The organism is Arenimonas donghaensis DSM 18148 = HO3-R19, from assembly GCF_000743535.1.
In the GTDB taxonomy this organism is placed as follows: Bacteria; Pseudomonadota; Gammaproteobacteria; order Xanthomonadales; family Xanthomonadaceae; genus Arenimonas; species Arenimonas donghaensis.
In genome coordinates, this window is the sequence record NZ_AVCJ01000001.1 from 358,533 (window position 1) to 380,679 (window position 22,147).

At 69.1% G+C, this 22,147-nt stretch carries 22 protein-coding genes; 6 read left to right on the forward strand and 16 right to left on the reverse strand.

Features of this window, described 5'->3' with window-relative positions; genetic code table 11:
• Positions 1-5: 5 nt before the first annotated feature.
• Complete coding sequence (locus N788_RS14530; RefSeq protein WP_160171902.1) at positions 6-623, reverse strand: glycosyltransferase family protein; 618 nt, start codon at positions 621-623, stop codon at positions 6-8.
• Between the two features lie 257 nt (positions 624-880).
• On the opposite strand from N788_RS14530, the gene N788_RS01735 reads away from it, so the two are divergent.
• From N788_RS01735 to N788_RS01745, 3 genes are all read left to right on the forward strand, one after another.
• Entirely contained in the window at positions 881-1,342 is a 462-nt protein-coding gene (locus tag N788_RS01735) for a DUF305 domain-containing protein (protein ID WP_034220309.1), read from the forward strand.
• 90 nt (positions 1,343-1,432) lie between these two features.
• The gene (locus N788_RS01740) at positions 1,433-1,930 is read left to right on the forward strand and encodes a hypothetical protein (protein WP_034220312.1); all 498 of its coding nucleotides are present in this window, start codon (positions 1,433-1,435) and stop codon (positions 1,928-1,930) included.
• Between the two features lie 89 nt (positions 1,931-2,019).
• Positions 2,020-2,580 carry a BLUF domain-containing protein gene (locus N788_RS01745; RefSeq protein ID WP_051924239.1) on the forward strand — a complete coding sequence of 187 codons (561 nt, stop codon included), beginning with the start codon at positions 2,020-2,022 and terminating at the stop codon, positions 2,578-2,580.
• 73 nt (positions 2,581-2,653) lie between these two features.
• Here the strand turns inward: N788_RS01745 and moeB are convergent, their stop codons facing one another.
• The 10 genes from moeB to ndk all read right to left on the reverse strand — a co-directional run bounded on the left by moeB (position 2,654) and on the right by ndk (position 12,171).
• A complete protein-coding gene (gene moeB / locus N788_RS01750) occupies positions 2,654-3,745 on the reverse strand; it encodes a molybdopterin-synthase adenylyltransferase MoeB (protein WP_051924240.1) in 1,092 nt (363 codons plus the stop codon).
• Between the two features lie 9 nt (positions 3,746-3,754).
• Positions 3,755-4,981 (reverse strand): molybdopterin molybdotransferase MoeA, encoded by a 1,227-nt coding sequence (locus N788_RS01755; RefSeq protein ID WP_034220313.1) that lies wholly within the window; start codon positions 4,979-4,981, stop codon positions 3,755-3,757.
• Positions 4,978-5,550 carry a molybdenum cofactor guanylyltransferase gene (mobA, locus tag N788_RS01760; RefSeq protein WP_034220315.1) on the reverse strand — a complete coding sequence of 191 codons (573 nt, stop codon included), beginning with the start codon at positions 5,548-5,550 and terminating at the stop codon, positions 4,978-4,980. The genes N788_RS01755 and mobA overlap by 4 nt, the downstream gene beginning before the upstream one ends.
• Complete coding sequence (gene der / locus N788_RS01765; RefSeq protein WP_034220316.1) at positions 5,547-6,947, reverse strand: ribosome biogenesis GTPase Der; 1,401 nt, start codon at positions 6,945-6,947, stop codon at positions 5,547-5,549. Before der ends, mobA begins: the two co-directional genes overlap by 4 nt.
• Before the next feature lie 31 nt (positions 6,948-6,978).
• Positions 6,979-8,202, reverse strand: a complete 1,224-nt coding sequence (gene bamB, locus N788_RS01770) for an outer membrane protein assembly factor BamB (protein ID WP_034220319.1) — start codon at positions 8,200-8,202, stop codon at positions 6,979-6,981.
• A gap of 4 nt (positions 8,203-8,206) precedes the next feature.
• On the reverse strand, positions 8,207-8,857 hold the full coding sequence (locus tag N788_RS01775; RefSeq protein WP_034220320.1) for a YfgM family protein: 651 nt from the start codon (positions 8,855-8,857) through the stop codon (positions 8,207-8,209).
• A gap of 66 nt (positions 8,858-8,923) precedes the next feature.
• Positions 8,924-9,802, reverse strand: a complete 879-nt coding sequence (locus N788_RS01780; protein ID WP_051924241.1) for a helix-turn-helix domain-containing protein — start codon at positions 9,800-9,802, stop codon at positions 8,924-8,926.
• The gene (gene pilW, locus N788_RS01785; protein ID WP_034220679.1) at positions 9,799-10,572 is read right to left on the reverse strand and encodes a type IV pilus biogenesis/stability protein PilW; all 774 of its coding nucleotides are present in this window, start codon (positions 10,570-10,572) and stop codon (positions 9,799-9,801) included. The genes N788_RS01780 and pilW overlap by 4 nt, the downstream gene beginning before the upstream one ends.
• 13 nt (positions 10,573-10,585) lie before the next feature.
• Complete coding sequence (gene rlmN / locus N788_RS01790) at positions 10,586-11,758, reverse strand: dual-specificity RNA methyltransferase RlmN (RefSeq protein ID WP_051924243.1); 1,173 nt, start codon at positions 11,756-11,758, stop codon at positions 10,586-10,588.
• Positions 11,746-12,171 (reverse strand): nucleoside-diphosphate kinase, encoded by a 426-nt coding sequence (gene ndk, locus N788_RS01795; protein WP_034220326.1) that lies wholly within the window; start codon positions 12,169-12,171, stop codon positions 11,746-11,748. The genes rlmN and ndk overlap by 13 nt, the downstream gene beginning before the upstream one ends.
• Before the next feature lie 232 nt (positions 12,172-12,403).
• Between ndk and N788_RS01800 the strand changes: the two genes are divergently transcribed.
• The 3 genes from N788_RS01800 to N788_RS01810 are packed head-to-tail and all read left to right on the forward strand — an operon-like array spanning position 12,404 to position 16,662.
• On the forward strand, positions 12,404-13,024 hold the full coding sequence (locus N788_RS01800; protein ID WP_034220327.1) for a TetR/AcrR family transcriptional regulator: 621 nt from the start codon (positions 12,404-12,406) through the stop codon (positions 13,022-13,024).
• 51 nt (positions 13,025-13,075) lie between these two features.
• On the forward strand, positions 13,076-15,445 hold the full coding sequence (locus N788_RS01805) for a 3-hydroxyacyl-CoA dehydrogenase/enoyl-CoA hydratase family protein (RefSeq protein ID WP_034220329.1): 2,370 nt from the start codon (positions 13,076-13,078) through the stop codon (positions 15,443-15,445).
• 20 nt (positions 15,446-15,465) lie between these two features.
• Positions 15,466-16,662, forward strand: a complete 1,197-nt coding sequence (locus tag N788_RS01810; RefSeq protein ID WP_034220331.1) for an acetyl-CoA C-acyltransferase — start codon at positions 15,466-15,468, stop codon at positions 16,660-16,662.
• A 46-nt stretch (positions 16,663-16,708) separates the two neighbouring features.
• On the opposite strand, the gene N788_RS01815 is transcribed toward N788_RS01810, so the two are convergent.
• Genes N788_RS01815 through N788_RS01835 form a run of 5 tightly spaced genes read right to left on the reverse strand, consistent with a single transcriptional unit; the run spans position 16,709 to position 22,146 of the window.
• Positions 16,709-17,062 (reverse strand): tRNA-binding protein, encoded by a 354-nt coding sequence (locus N788_RS01815; protein ID WP_034220333.1) that lies wholly within the window; start codon positions 17,060-17,062, stop codon positions 16,709-16,711.
• Positions 17,059-18,345: an NAD(P)/FAD-dependent oxidoreductase gene (locus tag N788_RS01820; protein ID WP_034220336.1), complete on the reverse strand. Its 1,287-nt coding sequence runs from the start codon at positions 18,343-18,345 to the stop codon at positions 17,059-17,061. Before N788_RS01820 ends, N788_RS01815 begins: the two co-directional genes overlap by 4 nt.
• A gap of 18 nt (positions 18,346-18,363) precedes the next feature.
• Positions 18,364-19,242: a UTP--glucose-1-phosphate uridylyltransferase GalU gene (gene galU, locus N788_RS01825; RefSeq protein ID WP_034220339.1), complete on the reverse strand. Its 879-nt coding sequence runs from the start codon at positions 19,240-19,242 to the stop codon at positions 18,364-18,366.
• A gap of 10 nt (positions 19,243-19,252) precedes the next feature.
• Entirely contained in the window at positions 19,253-21,142 is a 1,890-nt protein-coding gene (locus N788_RS01830) for a nucleoside-diphosphate sugar epimerase/dehydratase (protein WP_034220342.1), read from the reverse strand.
• Positions 21,139-22,146: an MraY family glycosyltransferase gene (locus tag N788_RS01835; protein ID WP_244444069.1), complete on the reverse strand. Its 1,008-nt coding sequence runs from the start codon at positions 22,144-22,146 to the stop codon at positions 21,139-21,141. Before N788_RS01835 ends, N788_RS01830 begins: the two co-directional genes overlap by 4 nt.
• Between the last annotated feature and the right edge of the window lies 1 nt (position 22,147).

Consider the following 22,147-nt stretch of genomic DNA (forward strand, 5'->3'; position numbering starts at 1 on the left):
TTGGCTCACACGGTTTTTCCGGTAGCCCTTCGGCCGCCCAGTGCGGCCCATGTGCACAATGATGAGACCACCAGTCGCCGGAGTAAACGCCTGCACGCGCTCCATAGTGGCAGCGGCTCGCCTGCAACCCTGGGTTGCGTGCACCGCTGCCCGTCCAGGGCCAGGAGCTCGGGCAACCAGGCCGCCATGGCGGGGATGCGCGGCAAGGCGGAGAAAGCACCGGTCCGGAACAGCACGGGGCGTCCCCTGCCCGCCGCCACGCACGGGGAACCTTCGGGTTCCCGCCGCAGCTGTGCCAGCATCGCCTGCACGCAGGCCGCTTCGTCATCCGGACCGGCAAGCTCTGGAAACAGGACAACCCAGTCGGCCCTGGCCTGGTCGACGCCGTAGCCCAAGGCATCGGAAACCGGGCATCGCCGGGTATGCAGGACCGGCCGGCTCCTCGGGAAAGTTCGCGCCACGTCCCTGAACGCCAGGCTGGTGTCGTCTGGATGGCCATAGCCGACAAGCAGGAACTCGAAATCGACGTGACCGTCGAGGCGTTCTTCCAGTCGCGCCAGTCGCTCGACAAGAACCGCCGGGGTGGCGTGTTTCAGGCAAAAAAGCAGGCTCAGTTCGGGCATGGCAACGACCAGGTGAGGTCCGATGCCCCACGATGCGCCCGGCGGGCGTCGCTGGGCCTTGGGCAATCCTTGGTGGTTCGTTAAGCGGGCCCGGGCGGGTCGGCCTGCGATCTGCATGCATGCCTTGCAGCCTGCAAGGAGAAAGCGTCGCCCCGGTCCGGTGCGCGACCGGTGCCTTCGCCCGCCCTTGCGTCGCTGCCATGGCCTGGCACGAAACATGTATCGCAAAGAGCTGAGCCCCAAAACAAGGCAACGTGATGACCCCCCTGAATCCCTATCTCCGATTCGCGCTGATGCTGCTCACGTCCGGCCTCGTGATGTACGGCCTGATGTACCTGCATACCTACGAGCTCGCGCACGTGTTCTACAGCCAGACAAGGCTTTGGATGACCCTGATCATGGTGGCGGGCATGGCCGTGGTGATGCTGGCCTTCATGCAGGGCATGTACCGGAACCCGCGTGCCAACGTGGTGGTCGTGCTCCTGGCGGCACTCGGTTTCGCCGGCAGCCTGTGGCTGGTGCGCAGCCAGCAGACCGTCGACGACGTTTCCTACATGAAGGCGATGATCCCCCACCACTCCATCGCCATTCTCACCAGCAAGCGTGCCCAGATACGGGACCCGCGCGTGCGCCAGCTTGCCGACGACATCATCGCCGCGCAGGAGCGCGAGATCACCGAGATGAAGGCGCTGATCGAGGCGCTCGAATCACGCGAATGATGGCGACGTCGGCCACGCATCGTTCACCCTCGGGCAACGCAGCCCTGTGTATAGCTGTGGACGTCCCTTTCGTGCAGGAGTTAACGCGAAATGAAAACCAAACATGTTTTCCAGGCGCAGGACGTCGACATCGCGGCGAGCGCCGTGGGCAGCCTGCGCAGGCTCGGCATCGAGGATGAGGATATCTCCCTGATCGCGCGCTCCGACCTGGAAATGCAGGTCATCCCGGAGAAATTCCGCGAGTCCCGCTCGGACTTCATGCCGGCCGCCGTGAAAGGCGCGGTCGGTGGCGGTGCCACCGGCCTGGTCGCGGGTCTCGTGGCGGTCGCCATTCCCCCGCTTGGCGTCACCCTTGCGGGCGCGGCCGCCATTGCCGCGGTCGGCGCCGCCGCCGGCACCTGGTCGGCAGCGCTGATGGGGTCGGCCCTGCCCGACCCGGTGCGGCAGAAATTCGAAGACGAAGTGAAGGCCGGCCGCGTCCTGATCGTCGTTGACGCCACCGACGAAGACCACGCCAGGCTGGAGCCGGCCATGCGCGAAGCGGGCGTGCGACGCCTCGACTTCGAAGAGAGTTCCCAGATGACCTGAGCCCGGAAACGCAAACCGCGCGTTTTCACGGGCTCAATGCGGACGCTGCGACATCCTGCTGGCCAGCTTCGCCTTCTCCGGTCCGCCCTATGTCCCGCTACATCCGCCTCGTTTATGCCAGCCGCGCCACCTTTCCGCCCATCCGGGAGGGCGCCGGGATCCATCCCGAGGTGGCGCGCATCCTGGTGCAGTCGCGCCGCAACAACGTCCAGCAGCGCCTGGTCGGCGGCCTGCATTTCGCCGACGGCAGTTTCTTCCAGTGCCTGGAAGGCCGGGAGGATGACGTCGATGCGCTGTACACGCGCCTGGCCGGGGACCCGCGCCACTGCGACCTGCGCCTGCTGGACCGCCGGATCATCGATGAGCCCGCTTTCGGCGACTGGGCCATGAAGCACGTGCCCAACGCACCGGAGGTCCAGCAACTGCTGGCCCGCCACGGCCGTAGCGGCTTCGAGCCCCACTCGTTCCCGCCGCCGCTGGTGGACGCCATGGTGAACCTGCTGCTGCAGCGCCCCGACCTGCCGCCGCCGGGCGCGCACGACGTCGCGGAGCTGCAGGCGTCGGCGCGACGCATGCTGGTCGCCCGCATCGCGGTGGCCACCGGTTTGGCCGCCACCGTGGGCGCGGCGGCGGCGAGCTGGATGCGCTGAACCTTCCCGGCCTCGGGCCGGCCAGCGAATCCCGGGCAGCGATCCGAACGCGGCCCCTAGCTTGCCGGATGGCTCATGTGGCGCCCGGCCCGCAGCCCGGGCAGTCGGGATCGGCGCGCAGGCGGGTTTCCCGGAAGCGCATCGCCAGGGCATCGAAATGCAGCAGGCGGCCCGCGAGCGGTTCGCCAATGCCCAGCAACAACTTGATGACTTCGGTCGCCTGCAGCAGGCCAATGACACCCGGCAGCACGCCGAGCACGCCGGCCTCGGCGCAGTTGGGCGCGTCCTCGGCCGCGGGCGGCTCGGGGAACAGGCAGCGGTAACACGGCGACCTGCCGCGATCGCGGCCGGCGTCGAAAACACTCACCTGGCCCTCGAAGCGGTGCACCGCGCCGTACACCAGCGGCTTGCCGTGGCGCAGGCAGGCGCCGTTGAGCACGTAGCGGACCGGGAAATTGTCGGCGCCGTCGAGCACCACGTCGACCGCCTGCACCAGGGCGTCGACGGTCTGGGCGTTGACGCGCAGTTTTTCCGCCTGGACCTGCACGCGCGGATTCAAGGCCGCCAGGGTCTGCTGCGCGGAATCGACCTTCGGCACGCCGATGCGCGCTTCGGTGTGCAATACCTGGCGCTGCAGGTTACTGCGGTCCACGACGTCGTCATCGGCGACCACCAGCTTGCCGACACCCGCCGCGGCCAGGTACAGCGCCGCCGGCGACCCCAGGCCTCCCGCCCCCACCAGCAGCACGCGGGCCTGCGCCAGCCGGCGCTGGCCGTCCAGACCCACCTGGGGCAGGCGCAGGTGGCGCGAATAACGCTCCAGGAAGTCGGCGTCCTCCGGTGCCCCGGCGACGGTGGGCAGGCCGTCCTTGCACCAGGCCTCGTAACCGCCGGCCACCGAGCACAGGCGGCCGTAGCCGCGCGCCTGCAGCGCCTGCGCCGCGAGCAGCGAACGGCGGCCGCTGCCGCAGATCAGCAGCAGTTCGGCGCCGGTGTCGGGCGTCACCTGTCCGGGATTGGCTTCGAGCGCGGCGCGCGGCAGCGGCAGGGCACCTTCGGGCAGGCCCAGTGCATGTTCACCGGCCTCGCGCACGTCCAGCAGTCGACTGCCCTGCGCCATGCGGCGCCGCGCCTCGGCCGGGCTGATTTCCTCGATCTTCGGCATGCCGCCAGTCTAGCCGCGACCCGAGGAGCTGGGCAGGCAGTCAACGACGCTGCCCGCCGGGAAGTGCCCGGCGCCCTCGGGCAGCACCAGCAGCACGTCGTTGCCGGCGGCGGCCGCCAGGCGATGCGAGCCGGTGGCCGGGTCGGGCTGCACCTGCAGCTGGCCGGAGGCGTCGACCTGCAGCCGGCCACGCATGAACTCGAGCCGCTCGTGGCGCTTGTCCACGGGCAACGCCAGCTTCGCCCGCCAGCGGCTGCGCGGTTCGACGCGCCCCTGCAGGCCGTCGACCAGGCGTCGGCCCAGGGTGAGGAAGGTGGCCAGCACCGACACCGGATTGCCGGGCAGGCCAAGCAACAGCGCGTCGCCCAGGCGCCCGAACAGCAGCGGCATGCCGGGCTTCATCCGGACTTTCCAGAAATAGGTTTCGCCGCGCGCCTGCAGCAGGGCCGGCAAATGGTCTTTTTCCCCCGCGGACACCCCGCCGCAGGTGATGACCAGGTCGAAGGAGAACGCGGCGTCTTCGAGCATGGCCGCGATGCGCGCCGGGTCGTCGGGCAGGATGGGCCAGGCCACGGGTTCCAGGCCTTCGGCCACCAGCAGGGTCTGCAGCAAGGCCCGGTTGGAGTCGTGGATCTCGCCCGGGGCCAGCGCCTGGCCCGGTGGCCGCAGCTCGTCGCCGGTGGTGAACACCGCCACCGTGGGGCGGCGGGCGACCGAAAGCTCGGGCAGGCCCAGGGCCGCGGCGAGACCAATGCGCGCCGGCGTCAGCACGTCGCCGGCCGCCAGCAGCCGCGTGCCGGCCTCGACATCCTCGCCGGCCCGGCGGATGTGCTGGCGCATCGCGGGCGGGGTGTCGGTGAAGAGACGATCGCCCTCGACGCGGGCGTTTTCCTTGATCAGGATCGCGTCGGCGCCGGCCGGCAGCGGTGCGCCGGTGGTGATGCGGCTGCCCTGCCCCGTCTGCAGCACCAGCCCGCGGTCGGTGCCGGCGAACTGCTCGCCGACCAATTCCCAGCCCGCGTCCGGCATCGGCAGGCCCCGCACCGCGAAGCCGTCCATGGCGGCGTTGTCGAAATTGGGAAGACCGATCGGCGCGACCAGGTCGTCGGCCAGTACGCGGCCCAGGCCACGCTGGAGCGGAATGCGCTCAGGCGCGAGCCGGCGCTCGCGGGCCACGCGGTCGATGATGGCGGCGGCTTCGTCGAAGCCGATGCGGGTCGGGAAATCAACGTTCATGGCGCACCATCATAAGCGTCGGGGGTATTGGCATTGCCCAGGCGGCGGGGCGTGACGTCCAGCGTCGCCGGCTGCAGGGTCACCAGCGCTCGGTGTACCGCCCCTTCGCCCGCGGCCAGGGCTGCGGACGCGGCCTGTCCCAGCGCGGCGCGCGGCCACAGGCCAACGAGGGGCTGCAGGCCGCCCGCGTCACGCAGGCAACAGCCGTTTGGCGAGGCGAGCGCCGCGAGCCGGTCGAACAAGCCCGGTGGCAGGTCGAATACGTCCACGGGCAACAGCAACAACCACGGCGTGGTGCACGCGGCCGCCAGTGCTTCGATGCCTGCCAGCGGTCCCGGCTGGCCCGGGCGCAGGTCCGGGACGCAGCGAAAGCCACGTGCCGCCCAGCGGGCATCTTCATCGCGAACGCTCGCGAGTCGCTGGCCGAAGGCCTGGACCTTGAGCTCGGTAAGCAAACCATCGAGCGCCGGCAAACCGCCGCGCAGGAGCCAGGCCTTGTCCCGTCCACCGACCCGTTCGCCGCGCCCCCCGGCCAGGATGCCCAGGGCGACGTCGGCAGGTGCGATCACTTGCTGCGCTTGATGTGCCGGATCAGGCGGCGCTTGCGCTTGACCTGGCGTTCGGTCAGCACGTTCTTCTTGCCTTCGTACGGATTCTCGCCTTCCTTGAAGACGAACTTCACGGGCGTGCCGACCAGCTTGAACCGCTTGCGGAAGAAGTTCTCGAGGTAGCGCCGGTAGCTTTCGGTCAGCACCCGCAGGCGCGTGCCGTGCACGATGAAGGTCGGCGGATTGGCGCCACCGGGATGGCAATAACGCAGCTTCGAGACATGCCCGCGCACGGCCGGCGGCGGGAAGCTCTGGTAGGCGATTTCAAGCGCCTTGGTGACTTCGGAGGTGCTGAATTCCTTGGTCGCCGAGGCGTGTGCGCGGTGGATGGCGCGGAACAATTCGCGCATGCCGGTGCCGTGCAGGGCCGAGATGGTGATGCGTTCGGCCCACTCGCAGAACGACAGCTTGCGCACCAGCATGCCTTCAGTCTGTTCGCGCTGGTACTTGCTCTGGCCGTCCCACTTGTTGACCGCGATCACCAGCGCCTTGCCGGCCTGCAGCACCAGGCCCAGCACGGTCGCGTCCTGTTCGGTCACGCCTTCGCCGGCATCGAGCAGCACCACGGCGACCTGGCAGGTTTCGATCGCCTGCAGGGTCTTGAAGACCGAGAACTTCTCCACCGCCTCTTCGACCTTGGATCGCCGGCGCAGGCCGGCGGTATCTATCAGGCGGTAGTCGCGGCCGTCGCGGGTCAGGTCCACCGCGATCGAGTCGCGGGTGGTACCGGGGACGTCGGAGGCGATCATGCGCTCCTCGCCGAGCAGGCGATTCACCAGCGTCGACTTGCCGACATTGGGCCGGCCCAGGAAGGCGATGCGGATGCGGTGCGGGTCGTCGGCAAGCACGGCGGCATCGCCGTCTTCGGGCAATTCCGGCACCACTTCCTCGAGCAGCTCGGGAATACCGCGCTGGTGCGCCGCGGCCACCGGGATGACACGTTCGACGCCATAACGCGCGAACTCGCCCAGCACGGTCTGCAGGTCCAGGCCGTCGACCTTGTTGACCACCAGGAAGAAGCGCCGACCGGTCTTGCGCAGCCAGGCGAGGATGGCGTCGTCGATGGCCGAGGGACCTTCGCGCCCGTCAACGACGAACAGCACCAGGTCGGCCTCATCCACCGCCGCCCTCGCCTGCCGCGCCGTGGCGCCGGCCAGGCCTTCCTCGTCGCCGGACAGGCCGCCGGTGTCGCACAGGCCGAAGGGCCGGTCTTCGACCAGCCGGCAAAAGCCGTAATGACGGTCCCGGGTGACGCCGGGCTCGTCGTGGACGAGGGCGTCACGGCTGCGGGTCAACGCGTTGAACAGCGTCGACTTGCCGACGTTGGGACGGCCCACGAGAGCAACCAATGGCAACAAAAGAAACTCTCCCGTGGAATGCGAAGCCGGCTTATTGCGCCGGCGACGGGTAAGCGGACAGGCGGCCTTCGGAATCAAGGACCACCAGGATGCCGGTCGGGGTCACCTGCGGGGTGCCGCGGATCGGGGCCTTGCCGGCGCGGTCGCGGCCGACGATGACGCCGTCGTTGCTGCGCACCCAGTGCACGTAGCCTTCGATGTCGCCCACCACCAGGTAGCTGCCGTGGATGGCCGGCGTGGTCAGCCAGCGGCGGGCCAGGACGTCCTGGCGCCAGAGGGCCGAACCGGAATTGCGGTCCAGCGCCCAGAGGGTGCCGGCCGGGTCGGAGAGCACCACGCGGTCGGCCAGCAGCGCCAGGCCGGAATAACCGCCGGTGTCGCGGTTCCACAGCGGGCGGCCGTTCTGGGTGGAGATGGCCATGGTCTGGCCGACGAAGCTGGTGGCGTAGAGCTCGGAATAGCCCAGGGCGATTTCGCCATCGACGTCGGCCATGCGGTCGAGGTCGTTGCGGCCTTCGGCTTCGCCGACGAGCTGGGTCCAGGCGACCAGGCCGTCCTGCAGGCGCAGGGCGACGACGGTGCCGTCGTCATAGCCCAGGTACACCAGCTGGCCATCGCTGACCGGCGCGCCGTTGCCGCGCACGCTCAGCGCCGGGATGCCACGGTCGAACACCCACTTGCGGGTGCCGTCGGCCGGGTCCAGGCCGAAGGTGCGGCCGTCGTTGCTGCGAACGATGATGCGGTCGGCCGTGACCAGGGGCGCGGCCAGCACCTCAGAGGTGACCTTGACGCGCCAGCGCTCGGCGCCGGTTTCGGCGTCCAGGGCCACGACTTCACCGTTGCGGCCGCCGGCGATGACCATGCCGTTGCCGACACCGGGTCCGCCGCTGAGGCCGCCGTCCACCGCCTTGCGGCGCCAGAAGAAGATGCGGCTGCCCTGCTTGCCGCCCGGCGCGACTTCCGAGTCCCAGATTTCCTTGCCGGTGTTGGCGTCGATCGCCAGCACGCGGCCTTCGTCGTTGGACACGTACAGGCGGTCGCCTTCGATGGCGGGACGCTGGCGCAGGCCAAGCCGGGCATTGTCGTCGCCCAGCTTGCGCGACCACGCCTTGGACACCGCGATGGGGGTGGCGATTTCGGTGAGTTCAGCGGGCTCAAGGGCCTTGCTGGCCTTGTCGCCGAACCAGCCCTTGAGGGTCGAACAGCCGGTGGCGAACGCCAGCAGCGCGGCGATGATCAGGGTACGACGCAGCATGCGCTCAGGCCTCCGGGGTCTCGGGCAGGCGGCCGCCGGCCGCGGTGAATTTCATTTCGACGATGCCACGGGTCGGCGCGGCCAGGTCGAGCGCGGCCAGGGCCTGCTCGTAGGCCTGGCGGGCCTGTTCGCGGTTGCCCAGCGCGAGCTCGGCATCACCACGCAGTTCACCGGCGACGCCGGGATAGCTGGGCAGGGGCTGGGCGTCGAGCCGCTTGAGCACGTCTTCGTGGCGATCCAGGCCCGCCAGCAGGCGCATGGCGCGCAGCTGCAGCAGCTCGGCCAGGGCCGGGTCCAGGTGTTCGGTGGGAACGGCGTCGAGCTTGGCGATCGCCTCCTCGGCCTTGCCGTCGGCCTGCAGGCGCTGGGCTTCGTTGAGCGCGACCAGGGCGACGTAGGGCGTTTCCGGATGGTTCTGGCTGATCGCCGCGGCGTGGGCCAGGGCCTTGTCGGTCTGGTCGCCTTCCGAGGCGCGGGTGTAGGCCAGGAATTCGGACGCGGCCTCGACCTTGCGCAGCTCGCCCTGGTTCTGCCACCACTGCCAGCCACCCAGGGCGGCCAGGCCCAGGGCGACGCCGGTGATCAGGGAAGAGCCGTTGTTCTTGAGCCAGGCGCGAACGCGTTCGCCCTGTTCGTGTTCGTCAATGTCGGTCATGGATCACTTCTTCGGGCCCGCGCACGGTGGGCGCAGGCAGTGGGTCGGGTCGCCGGGCGCGGTGGTTCACCGGGCAGGCTGGGGTTCACCGCCAGAGGATACCGTAAAGCGGGCGACGTTCGCCGCGCGGAAGGGCGCCAGATCCAGCACCTTGCCGTCGTGCAGCACTTCCACCGCCCCGGCATTGCCCAGGGTGACGTAACCCACTTCACCATCGGCGTAACGGCGCTCTTCACCGGCCTTGAGCAGGGCGCGCTCGAGCCGGCGACCCTGGGGGTCGTTCACTTCCAGCCAGCTCTCGCCGCTGAACCGCAGCACAAGGCCGTCGCCGGCATCGAGCGCCGCCGGCGGCTCGGGCGAAGGATTCTTCTTGGGCACCGGTGCCATGGACGCCATGATCGGTTCCGGGCCGGCGTCTGCCGGTTGCGTACCGGGCGTCGCCAGGGCAACCGCGGGCGCGGCGTCGGGACCCGGCTCAAAGCCGGGGTCGAGCGCCGGCAGTACCGAGGGGTCGGCCTCAAGCGTCAGCGGCAGCGGCTTTTCGGCATTCTGGTAGTGCCGGGCCACCAGCACCACCGGCACGACCAGCACCGCGGTCATCACCAGGTACACGGCGTTGCGCAGGGAGGTGTCGAGCGTGCGGCGAAAGCGCGAGCGCGAGGCCATCGGCACCAGCACCGGCGCGGGCGCCGGCGCCAACACCGGCGCCGCCAGTTCCTGCGGCAGTCCCAACAGGCGCAGGTAGCTGCCCAGGTAGCTTCGCACGTAGATCGGCGCGCCCAGGCGGGCCCAGTCCTCGCGCTCCATGGCGTCGATGATCGCCACCGGCAGGCGCAGCTGCTGGCCGGCCTGTTCCTGGCTCATGCCCTGTTTGTCGCGGGCCGCGCGCAGGCGCAGGCCGATGGGTTCTTCGAACAAAGCTTCCTGCCGGCCTTCGCTGCTCATGACTGCGGAGATTCCTTACTGGCGGTTGGCGTGTAGTCGGGGTAGTTGGTGCGCAAACGGTTGCGATAGCGTTCGGCGGCGGCCCGGTCGCCGGCGCCCTCCTCGATGGCGATCGCCAGGTCGAGCAGTTCGGCGCCGACCTCGGCCACCGACTCGCGACGCTGGAAAAACGCCCGGGCACCGAGGAAGTCACCCTGCCGGAACTGCAGCCGGGCCATCTGTTCAAGCAACAGCGCGTTTTCGGGCTCGATGTCCAGGCCCTTGCGCAGGGCCGGCTCGGCGCGGCCGTACTGACCGCCGAGCATGGAACAGCGTCCGGCGTTGTAATACGCCTGCGCCTTGGCTTCGTAGAAGGGGTCGAGCACGGCGCGCGAGAAGACCTGGTCGGCCTCGTCGTAGCGCTGGCGCTCGCACAGCCAGGCGCCGTAGGCGTTGAGCACGTGGCCGGTGTCGGGGGCCAGCTTGGCCGCCTGGGCAAAATGTTCGCCGGCACGGGCGGAATCGTTCAGGGTCTGCCGGATCATGCCCATCACGACCTGCACGTCGGCCGAGCCGGGGTCGCTGCGCATCGCGCGCTGTGCCCGGTCCATGGCCACGTCGAGCTTGCCGGAGGCGAGGTAGTTCTGCGCCAGCTGCAGGTTGGCCAGGCCCTTGTTGCTCATCTCCGGCTGCACCTTGGTGGCGCGGGTCGCGCCGCTCCCCGTACCGGTGCCGGCGCAGGCCGCCAGGGTCAGCGCCAGGGCGCCGGCGAAGAGGAACTTGCCGGACATCGGCCACACTGCGTCACGCCGCATCGGAAACCCCCTGTTGTTCGAGCTTTCGCTTGAATTCGGACTGGCGACGCGTGCGATCCATGACCTGGCCCTTGAGCTGGCCGCAGGCCGCATCGATATCGTCGCCACGGGTGCGCCGGACCATGGCAAGCACGCCGGCGTCTTGCAGGATCTTCTGGAACGCGCGGATCTCGGTCTCGCCGCTGCGTTCGAAACGCGTGCCGGCGAACGGGTTGAAGGGGATCAGGTTGACCTTGCCCGCGTCGGCGTACTGCATCTTGTTGGAGAACGACTTCATCAGCTTCGCCAGCTCGCGGGCGGTGGCCGGGGAATCGTTGACGCCCTTCATCAGGGTGTATTCGAAGGTGATCGAGTCGCCCTTCTTCTTGCGCTGCAGGTAGCGCACGCAGGCGTCCATCAGCTCGGCCACGGGATACTTCTTGTTGAGCGGGATCAGCTCGGTGCGAAGTTCATCGTTGGGCGCGTGCAGGGAAACGGCCAGGGCCACGTCCGACTCGACCGCGAGCCGGTCGATCATCGGCACCAGGCCCGAGGTGGACAGGGTGACGCGCTTGTTGGCCAGGCCGAAGCCCAGGTCGTCGCGCATCAGGCTCATGGCGCGCACGACGTTGTCGAAATTGAGCAGCGGCTCGCCCATGCCCATCATCACGACGTTGGTGAGCTTGCGATTGAGGTGGGTCTTGTTGCCCAGGTGTTTGGAGGCGACCCACACCTGACCGATGATCTCGGCGGTGCTGAGGTTGCGGTTGAACCCCTGGGTCGCGGTCGAGCAGAACTGGCAGTTCAGGCCGCAGCCGACCTGGCTGGACACGCACAGCGTGCCCCGGCCCTTGTCGGGGATGAACACGGCCTCGATGGCGTTGCCGGCATCCATGCCCAACAGCCACTTGTGGGTACCGTCCGCCGACGGCTTGTCGAAAAGCACGTTCGGCGGAAGGATTTCGGCGACCGCCTCGAGCTTGGCACGCAGTGCCTTGCCGACGTCGGTCATTTCGGAGAATTCGGTGACGTGCTGGTGGTAGATCCACTTCATCACCTGGTGGGCGCGGAAGCGCTTCTCGCCGAGGGTATCGGCGAAGAAGTGCTCCATGCCCTCGCGATCGAGGTCGAGCAGGTTGGTCTTGGCGACGGCCTCGTTCACGGCATCACTCAGCGCGGGCAGAGCTCGGTGGCGCTGAAGAAGTACGCGGTTTCGATCGCGGCGTTCTCCAGGCTGTCCGAGCCGTGCACGGCGTTGGCGTCGATGGTCTCGGCGAAGTCGGCGCGGATGGTGCCCGCCGCGGCTTCCTTCGGATTGGTGGCGCCCATCAGGTCGCGGTTCTTCGCGACGGCGTTCTCGCCCTCGAGCACCTGGATCATCACCGGACCCGAGGTCATGAACTCGACCAGGGCGTTGAAGAAGGGGCGTTCGCGGTGCACCGCGTAGAAGCCCTCGGCTTCCTTGCGGGAAAGGTGCTTCATCTTGGCCGCGACGATCTTCAGGCCGGCCTTTTCGAAGCGGGCGTAGATTTCGCCGATGACGTTCTTGGCGACCGCGTCGGGCTTGATGATGGAAATGGTGCGCTCCAGCGCCATGGTGTAACTCCGTAGGTTCTAGGGGTTTTGGGAGCCCATGAATTTATCACAAAACCCCGTCCTGGCGAGGGTTTAGCGCAAATCCCTGAATATTTCCAGCAGCATCGGCCACCCCACTCTCACGGGGCGTGCCCGAGCGTTCCTCCCAGCGCTGGTTTGAATTGGCCATTTGACCGCGGCGCCAGTCCGGGTACACTCGCCAACACCTGTTTGAATCGAACGCTGGCAAGCCATGAGCACGAGTCATTTCAACACCAAGGAACGCATCCTGGGCGCCGCCGAAGAGCTGTTCGCCCAGCACGGCTTCGCGGGCACCTCGCTGCGCCAGGTCACCAGCCGTGCCGACGTCAACATCGCGGCGGTGAACTACCATTTCGGCAGCAAGGAGAACCTGGTCAACGAGGTCTTCCGGCGCCGCATGGACGAGATGAGCGAACGCCGCCTGGCCCTGCTCAAGCAGGCCCAGGACAAACACCCGGGCGATCTCGAGGCCATCCTGTCGGCCTTCATCGAACCCCCGCTGGCCCTGACCATCGACCGCCACGGCGGCTCGGCCTTCGTCCGGGTGCTGGCGCGTGCTTTCGCCGAGAAAAACGACCGGCTGCGCAAGTTCCTGTCCGACAACTACGGCCACGTGCTGCGCGAGTTCGCCAAGGCCCTGGGACAGGCCCTGCCCCAGCTGGCCAAGGAAGACCTGTACTGGCGGCTGGACTTCACCGCCGGCGCGCTCACCTACGCCATGGCCGACTTCGGCCTGATCAAGCGGCCGGCGGGCGTGTCCGAAAAGGCCCACTGCGAGAAGGCCGCCCAGGCCCTGATCCGCTTCGCGGCCGCCGGCCTGCGCGCCGGCTGAAATCCGGCCACTTCCCCCATCCTCCTCCCTCCTCCCCACGGAGCTGAACCCATGCCCCAACTTCGAATCCGCAAGGTGGCCGTGCTTGGCGCCGGCGTGATGGGCGCGCAGATCGCCGCCCACCTCGCCAATGCCGACGTGGAAACCATCCTGTTCGACCTTCCCGCCAAGGAAGGCAAGCCCAATGGCATCGTCGACAAGGCGCTGGCCAACCTGGCCAAGCTTTCGCCGGCGCCCTTCGCCAGCAAGGCCAAGGCCGCGGCGATCACCCCGGCCAATTACGACCAGCACCTGGACCTGCTCAAGGACTGCGACCTGATCATCGAGGCCATCGCCGAGCGCATGGACTGGAAGAAGGCCCTGTACGACCGCATCGAGGACCACGTGGCCCCGCACGCCATCCTGGCCTCGAACACTTCCGGCTTGTCGATCAATGGTTTGGCCGAGGTTCTTCCGGAATCACTTCATACCCGGTTCTGCGGCGTGCATTTCTTCAACCCGCCGCGCTACATGCACTTGGCCGAGCTCATCCCCTGCGCGAAGACTGACCGCGAAGTGCTTGAAGGGCTTGAGGAATTCCTGGTAACGACCCTGGGCAAAGGGGTGGTCTATGCCAAGGACACCCCGAACTTCATCGGCAACCGCATTGGCGTGTTCTCGATCCTCGCCACGATGCACCACACTGCCGAGTGCAAGCTGGGCTTCGACGAGGTCGACGCCCTGACCGGCCCGCTGCTGGGGCGCCCGAAGTCGGCGACCTACCGCACCTCCGACGTGGTCGGCCTCGACACCATGGCCCACGTCATCAAGACCATGGCCGACACCCTGCCCGACGACCCCTGGCACAAGTACTTCAAGACCCCCGACTGGCTCAAGGCCCTGATCGACAAGGGTGCCCTGGGCCAGAAGACCGGCGCCGGCATCTTCATGAAGAAGGGCAAGGAGATCCAGGTCCTGGACCTCAAGGCCCAGGACTATCGCCCGGCCACCGGCACCGCTGATCCCGAGCTGGTGGCGATCCTCAAGCACAAGAACCCGGCCGAGAAGTTCGCCCAGCTGCGCGCCAGCGAGCATCCGCAGGCGAAGTTCCTGTGGGCGATGTTCCGCGACCTGTTCCACTACAGCGCCTACCACCTGTCCTCGATCGCCGACACCGCCCGCGACGTCGACCTGGCCATCCGCTGGGGTTACGGCTGGAAGCTGGGCCCGTTCGAGACCTGGCAGGCCGCCGGCTGGAAGCAGGTGGCCGAGTGGATCGCCGAGGACATCGTGGCCGGCAAGGCCATGTCCAGCGCGCCCCTGCCCGACTGGGTCTTCGACGGCCGCGACGGCGTGCACGCCGCCGAGGGCAGCTTCAGCCCGGCCAAGGGCGAGAAGCTGCCGCGCTCGAACCTGGCCGTGTACAACCGCCAGCGCTTCCCGGACCCGGTGCTGGGCGAACGCGCCAGCCCGGGCGACACGGTGTTCGAGACCGACGCGGTGCGCATGTGGCACGACGGCGACGGCATCGCGGTGCTGAGCTTCAAGACCAAGATGCATACCGTCAACGACGGCGTGCTGGCCGGCGTCCAGGAGGCCATCGACCGGGCCGAGAAGGATTTCCGCGGCCTGGTGATCTGGCAGCCCAGCGAGCCTTTCTCCGCCGGCGCCGACCTCGCGGGGGCCCTGGGCTCGCTGCAGGCCGGCAAGCTCGACGAGTTCGACGCCATGGTGGCCAACTTCCAGGCCACCAGCCAGCGCATCAAGTATTCGCTGGTGCCGGTGGTGGCCGCCGTGCGCGGCCTGGCCCTGGGCGGCGGCTGCGAGTTCCAGATGCACGCGGCGCGCAGCGTCTTCGCGCTGGAAAGTTACGTCGGCCTGGTCGAGGCCGGTGTCGGCCTGCTGCCGGCCGGTGGTGGCCTCAAGGAAATCGCCGTGCGCGCCGCCCAGGCGGCCGGCCCGGGTGGCGACGTCTTCGCCCAGCTCAAGCCGATGTTCGAAGCCGTGGCCATGGGCAAGGTGGCGACCTCGGCCTTCGAGGCCAAGGAGCTCGGACTGGCCCGCGAGTCCGACCGGGTGGTCTTCAACGCCTATGAGCTGCTGCACGTGGCCAAGGCCCAGGCCCGCGGCCTGGCCGAGTCGGCCTACCGCCCGCCCCTGCCCGCCCGCGCCATCCCGGTGGCCGGCGACGTCGGCATCGCCACCTTCCGGATGATGCTCGAAAACATGATCGAGGGCCGCTTCATCTCCGAGCACGACTACGAGGTGAGCAAGCGCATCGCCACCGTGATGTGCGGCGGCGAAATCGACCGTGGCGCCCTGGTGGACGAGGCGTGGCTGCTCAGGCTCGAGCGCGAGCACTTCGTGGCCCTGGCCCAGATGCCCAAGACCCAGGAACGCATCGCCCACATGCTCAAGACCGGCAAGCCGCTGCGTAACTGAGCCGCGACGAGGACAAACACATGACCAAGCAAATCCAGGACGCCTACATCGTCGCCGCCACCCGCACCCCGGTGGGCAAGGCCCCGCGCGGCGTCTTCCGCAACACCCGCCCCGACGAAATGCTGGCCCACGTGCTCAAGGCCGTGGTCGAACAGTGCCCGGGCATCGACACCAGCCGCATCGACGACGCCATCATCGGCTGCGCCATGCCCGAGGGCGAGCAAGGCATGAACGTGGCGCGCATCGGCGTGCTGCTGGCCGGCCTGCCCGACGTGGTGGCCGCGCAGACCATCAACCGCTTCTGCTCCTCGGGCCTGCAGGCCGTGGCGCTGGCGGCCGACCAGATCCGGCTCGGCAACGCCGACCTGGTGCTGGCCGGCGGCACCGAATCGATGTCCATGGTGCCGATGATGGGCAACAAGGTGGCCATGAGCCCCAAGGTCTTCCAGGACGACAACGTGGCGATCGCCTACGGCATGGGCATCACCGCCGAAAAGGTCGCCGAGGAATGGAAGGTCAGCCGTGAAGACCAGGATGCCTTCGCCCTGGCCTCGCACCACAAGGCGCTCGCCGCGCAGGCGGCCGGTGCGTTCAAGGAAGAAATCTCGCCCTACGGCGTGATCTCGCGCCAGCCGGTGCTGGCCGGCAATACCGTGCAGCTGCGCGAGATGCTCGTCGAGCACGACGAGGGCCCGCGCCCGGACACCAGCGCCGAAGGCCTGGCCAAGCTGCGCGCGGTCTTCCGCAACGGCGGCTCGGTGACGGCGGGCAACAGCTCGCAGATGTCCGACGGTGCCGGCGCGGTGATGCTGGCCTCGGAATCGGCGATCAAGCAGTACGGCCTGACCCCGCTGGCGCGATTCGTCGGCTTCTCGGTCGCCGGCGTGCGCCCGGAAGTGATGGGCATCGGCCCGATCGCGGCGATTCCGAAGGTGCTCAAGCAGGCCGGCATCAGCCAGGACCAGCTCGACTGGATCGAACTCAACGAAGCCTTCGCGGCCCAGGCCCTGGCGGTCATCCGCACCTGCGAACTCGACCCGGCCAAGGTCAATCCGCTCGGCGGCGCCATCGCCCTGGGCCACCCGCTGGGCGCCACCGGCGCGATCCGCACCGCGACCATCGTGCATGGCCTGCGCCGCCAGAAGCAGAAGTACGGCATGGTCACCATGTGCATCGGCACCGGCATGGGCGCCGCCGGCATCTTCGAAGCACTCTGAGCCGCGCAACCGGGGACGGACCCACCGGGTCCGTCCCCTCCCCGCCCTAGGCCATGCGGGTGCCGTTGGGGACCGGGCGCTCGAGCGTGGTGATGACCACGCCTTCGTCGGTCGGGAAGCCGGTGAGCAGGAATTCGGAGCGCACCGGGCCCACCTGCTTGGGTGGGAAGTTGATGACGCCCACCACCTGGCGGCCGACCAGGTCCTCGGCGGTGTAGAGCGCCTTGACCTGGGCGCTGGTCTTGCGCACGCCATGCGGGCCGAAATCCACCCACAGCTTCCAGGCCGGCTTGCGCGCCTCGGGGAACTCCTCGACCCGCTGCACCGTGCCGGCACAGAGCATCACCTTCTCGAAATCAGCCCAGCTGATCAGCCCGGCCTGTTCGTCTGCTTCGTTCATCGTCTTTCCTGCCAGTCCTTCCAGGCGTCCCGCGCCTGGTACCACCAATAGCTTAGCTGGGCGCCGAGGAAACCGGCAGGCTTGAGCGCCGAGACCAGGCCATAGTCCGACATCTCCCGCCAGCGCGGGTCGCCGTGGGCGATCGCAGAAGCCAGCAGTTCCCCGGCGAAGGTGGTCGGCGCGACCCCGTGGCCGCCGAAGGCCTGGGCCAGCCACAGGCCGTCTTCGACTTTGCCCACCTGCGGCATCTGGTGCCGGGCATAACTCATCAACCCGGACCAGGCGCGCTCGATGCGCAGCCCATGCAGCTGCGGGAATACCCGCAGCAGGTCCCGGCGCAGCAGCCGCCGTACCGCGTCGGGCGAGCGATCGCGCACGGAGATGCGACCGCCCCAGAGCAGGCGGGTGTCCGGCAGCGGGCGGTAATAGTCGAACGCGAAACGGCTGTCGTAGATCGCCGCCGGCGTGCGCAGCACGTCCTGCAGGCGGGCACCCAGGGGCTCGGTGACCATCACGTAGGTGGCGATGGGCATCACCCCGGCGTCCACCTCCCGGCGCAGGCCGGCGAGGTAGCCGCCGCAGGCCAGCACGACATGGCGCGCCATGACCTCCCCGCCTGGCGTGCGCACCCGCCAGCCGCCGCCGTGGCGGTCGAGCGCGATGGCCGGACTCGACTCATGGATGCGCACGCCCTGCCCGGCGGCCACGTCGGCCAGGCCCCTGGCGTAGGCGAGCGGATCGAAATGCAGTGCGTTGGCTTCGAACAGGCCCTCGCCGTAGCGATCGCTGGCGATGCGATGGGCCATTTCCCCGCGGTCGAGCCATTGCCAGTGAATGCCGAAGTTTTCCGCCAGCAGCTGCTGGCGGTGCCGCAACACCGAGGCGTCGCGAAACCAGTTCGCCCAGATCACCCCGGCATCGGTGGCGTCGCAGGCGATCGCGTGGCGCGCGATGCGCCGGCGGATCAACTCGACCGCGTCCACCGTGCCCTGGTAGAGCGCCTGCGCCCGCTGCCGGCCGAGTTCGGCCAGCAGCTCGGCCTCGCCCCGGGAAAAACCGCCGAACACGAAGCCCCCATTGCGCCCGGAGGCGCCATGGCCGATATCCTTCGCTTCGAGCACCAACACGTCGCCGCGGCCGCGTTCGGCCAGGCCCAGGGCGGTGTTGAGACCCGCGAATCCAGCGCCGACCACGCAGGTGTCGGCCTCGTGCCGTCCGGACAGTGCGGCGCGGGCCGGCGGCGCCGGCGCGCGGGCGCGATAGAAATTGCTGGTGGCATCCACGCCGGGCGCCCGCGGGCTTCAGCGCGCCAGCGCGGCGCGCATGTACGCGCGGGCCGGCTCGGCCAGGTCCTCGTGGTCCAGCGCGAATTCGATCGTCGCCTCGACCAGGCCGATGCGGCTGCCGCAGTCGAAGCGGCGGCCCTGGAAGCGATAGGCCAGGGTGCGCTTGTCCGCCATCAGGCTGGCGATGGCGTCGGTGAGCTGGATCTCGCCACCGGCGCCGGGCCGGGTCTTGCGAAGCAGGTCGAAGATGCTGCCGTCGAGCACGTAGCGACCCACCACGGCCAGGGTGCTGGGCGCATCCTCGGGCCGGGGCTTCTCCACGATCGCCTCGATGTCGCCATGCCGGCCGGAAAAGTCGCGGGTCGCGACGATGCCGTAGCTGCCGCTCTGCTCGCGCGGCACGTCCTGCACGGCGATCACGCTGGCGTCCTCGGCTTCGGCCAGGTCGGCCATCTGCTTCAGGGCGCCGGGGCCCTTGTTCCAGATGAGGTCGTCGGGCAGGACGACGGCAAAAGGCTCGTTACCGATCACCGGTTCGGCGCACAGCACGGCGTGGCCCAGGCCCAGGGCCTCGGCCTGGGTCACGAAGACCGCCCGCACGTGGCTGGGCAACACGTCGCGGATCAACGACAGGAGTTCGGACTTGCCCTTCTTCTCGAGCTTGTGCTCGAGCTCGTAGGCCTTGTCGAAATAGTCCGCCACCGCGTGTTTGTATCGGTTGGTGATGAACACCAGGGTGTCGCATCCGGCCTCGATCGCCTCATCGACGGCGTACTGGATCAGCGGCTTGTCCACCACTGGCAGCATTTCCTTGGGCACGGTCTTGGTCGCCGGGAGGAAACGGGTGCCCAGGCCGGCGACGGGGAAAACAGCCTTTCTGATTCGGGAAGTCATTCGTCTCTCGTCAGTCGGGTTCAAGGTCCGCCGGGTACGGGTCGTCGCCCGCGCCCAGGCGGGTTTCGGGCCGGTAGTCCGGCACCGCCTCGCGCAGCAGTTCAAGCAGCGCGTCGCTCGCGCCCGGGTCGGCCAGCAGTGCATCCAGTTTCGCCAGCAATTGGCGCAGGTGTCCGGTGCCGATCTCGCGCGGCTGGGCCTGCAGGATGCGTGGGTGGCGGGTGCGCTGGTAGCGCTCCTGCGGATGGAAAAGGATTTCGTGCAGCTTTTCCCCCGGGCGCAGGCCAGTGTAACTCACGGCGATGTCGATGCCCGGACGCTTGCCGCTGAGCCGGATCATCTGCTCGGCCAGCTCGCGGATCGCCACCGGCCGGCCCATGTCCAGGGCGTAGACCGCGCCGTTCTCGCTGGCCAGGCTGACCGAGTGCAGGATCAGCTGGCAGGCCTCGGGGATCGTCATGAAATAACGCGTCACCTCGGGATGGGTGACGGTGACCGGGCCGCCGGCGGCGATCTGCTGGCGGAACAGCGGCACCACGGAACCGGCCGAATCGAGCACGTTGCCAAAGCGCACGACCGAAAGCCGGACCGCACTGCCCTCGAGCTCCGTCTGGCAGGCCAGTTCGGCGAACCGCTTGCTGGCGCCCAGGACGTTCACCGGGCAGATCGCCTTGTCGGTGGAAATGAGCACGAAGTTCTCGACGCCGGCCTCGCGGCAGGCGCGGGCCAGCACCGCCGACGCCGCTACGTTGTTGCGCAGCGCTTCGCGCACCTGCGATTCAAGCAAGGGCACCTGCTTGCATGCCGCCGCGTGGAAAACGAAATCGACCTTGCCGGCCAGCGCCATCGCGCAGGCCACCGGGTCGCCGCAATCGGCCAGCAGGGACACCACCGGCACGTCCGGGAACTTTCGCGCCAGCTCTTCGGTGATTTCGCACAGGGGCAGTTCGGCACGTTCGAACACCAGCAACTCGGCCGCGCCCGCCGCCGCGCACTGGCGCGCCAGCTCCGAACCAATCGAGCCGCCGGCGCCGGTCACCAGCACGCGCTTGCCCGCCACCCAGCCCAGTCCCAGCGAAGGATCGAACTGGACCGGCGGCCGCCCCAGCAGGTCTTCGATGCGGACCTCGGAAAGCTCCAGCCGCTGCGGGCGGCCGGCCAGCACGTCGGTCAGCCGCGGTGCGGCCCGGAACGGCAGCCCGGTGTCGTCGCACAGCTCGACCACGCGCTGCATCTCGCTGGCGCTGGCCGACGGCATCGCGATCACCAGCAGGTTGGGCGCGGTGTCCTGGGCGATGTCGGCCAGCTCGCTGATGGTGCCCAGCACCGGCACGCCGCGGACCTTGGCACCCTTGAGCGCCGGATTGTCGTCGAGCAGGCCCACCGGCGAATAACGCCCGTCGCTGTCGAGTTCGCGCAGCAGGTTCTCGGCCGTGCGCCCGGCACCCAGCACCAGAACGCGCTTGGCATCGGCATGGGTGGTGCGCTGCCGCGAGTCCTTCCAGAGCCGGTAGAGCACGCGCGGCAGCCCCAGCATCACCACCAGCGCCACCGGGTAGGGAAACAGCACGCGCCGCGGGACGTCGGGCAGCAGGCCCATCAGGAACAGGATCGCGACGATCAGCAGCACGCCAACCAGGGCACCGCGCACCAGGTTGGCCAGGTCGGGCACGCTGGCGAACCGCCAGAGCCCCTGGTAGAGGCCGACCATTTGCAGCACGAGGCCCTGGGTGAGGACCGCGATCACCAGTTCGGTGCCCAGCGACGGTGCCGGCGGTGCGCCCGCCACCGAAGCCAGCCAGCGCAGGCCCACCCAGACGGCAACGATCATCGCCAGGTCGTGCAGGACGATCAGCAGCCGGGGCAGCAGGCTGGTGAGGTTTCGGAACGCGGGTGTCATGCCTTGGGGATTCCGTGGGGGGCGCTGCCTGTGGCGGGCGGCCTGGGCCAGGCCCGCCCCAGGAGCGAATACGCAATGATGCCAAAGACCAGCCCCGCTACGCTGCCCGGCAGTGACCACGCCGGGTCTTGCCGGGCCAGCCAAAGCGCCAGGGCGATGGCGGCCAGGCTCCAGCCGGCATAAAGCGCGCAAATCCCGGCATGGCTCCAGCCATGGGCGACGGCGCGCTGGTAGAGGTGTTCCCGATGCGCCCGCCACACCACCTGCCGGCGCCGCGTGCGCGAGAGCAGGGTCAGGCCGGCGTCGAGCACCATCGCCGACACCGGCAACACCAGCAGCCAGGCCCGCGGCCCGGCGGGCGTGGCCGCCATCAACAAAAGGGCCGCCAGCGCATACCCCAGGACATGGCTGCCGACGTCGCCCAGGAACAGGCGCGCGCGGGGGAAATTCAGCGGCAGGAAGCCCAGGCAGGCGGCCGCCAACGCCACCGCCAGCCAGGTCACCGACGCCGCCGCGGGCACCAGCGCGGCCAGTCCGAGCGCGGCCAGCATCGCCTGGCTGGTCGCCAGGCCGTTGCTGCCGTCCATGAAGTTCCAGAAGTTCACCAGCACCAGCACCAGCACCCAGGCCAGCAGGTGGCCCAGGGCCACGCCCCAGAGTTCGGGCAGCAGCGGGAAACCGGCGGCCAGGCAGGCGGCGCCCAGGGCCTGCAGCAGCCCCTTGGCCAAAGGCGGCAGCGGCCGGATGTCGTCGATCAGCCCCGCCCCGCCGCACAGCACCAGGCCGGCCACGAACCAGCCGCGGCCGTCACCGAGCCAGGCCGCGGCGACCAGCAGCACCAGGGCGATGCCGATGCCGCCGCCGCGGGGCGTGGGGGTGTCATGCAGCCGACGGTCGTCGGGCGCGTCGAGCACGCCGCGTCGGATCGCCCAGGCGCGCCAGACCAGGGCCAGTGCGAAGGCCACTGCCAGCGACAGGCTCGCCAGCAGCCAGGTCGGCGGCATC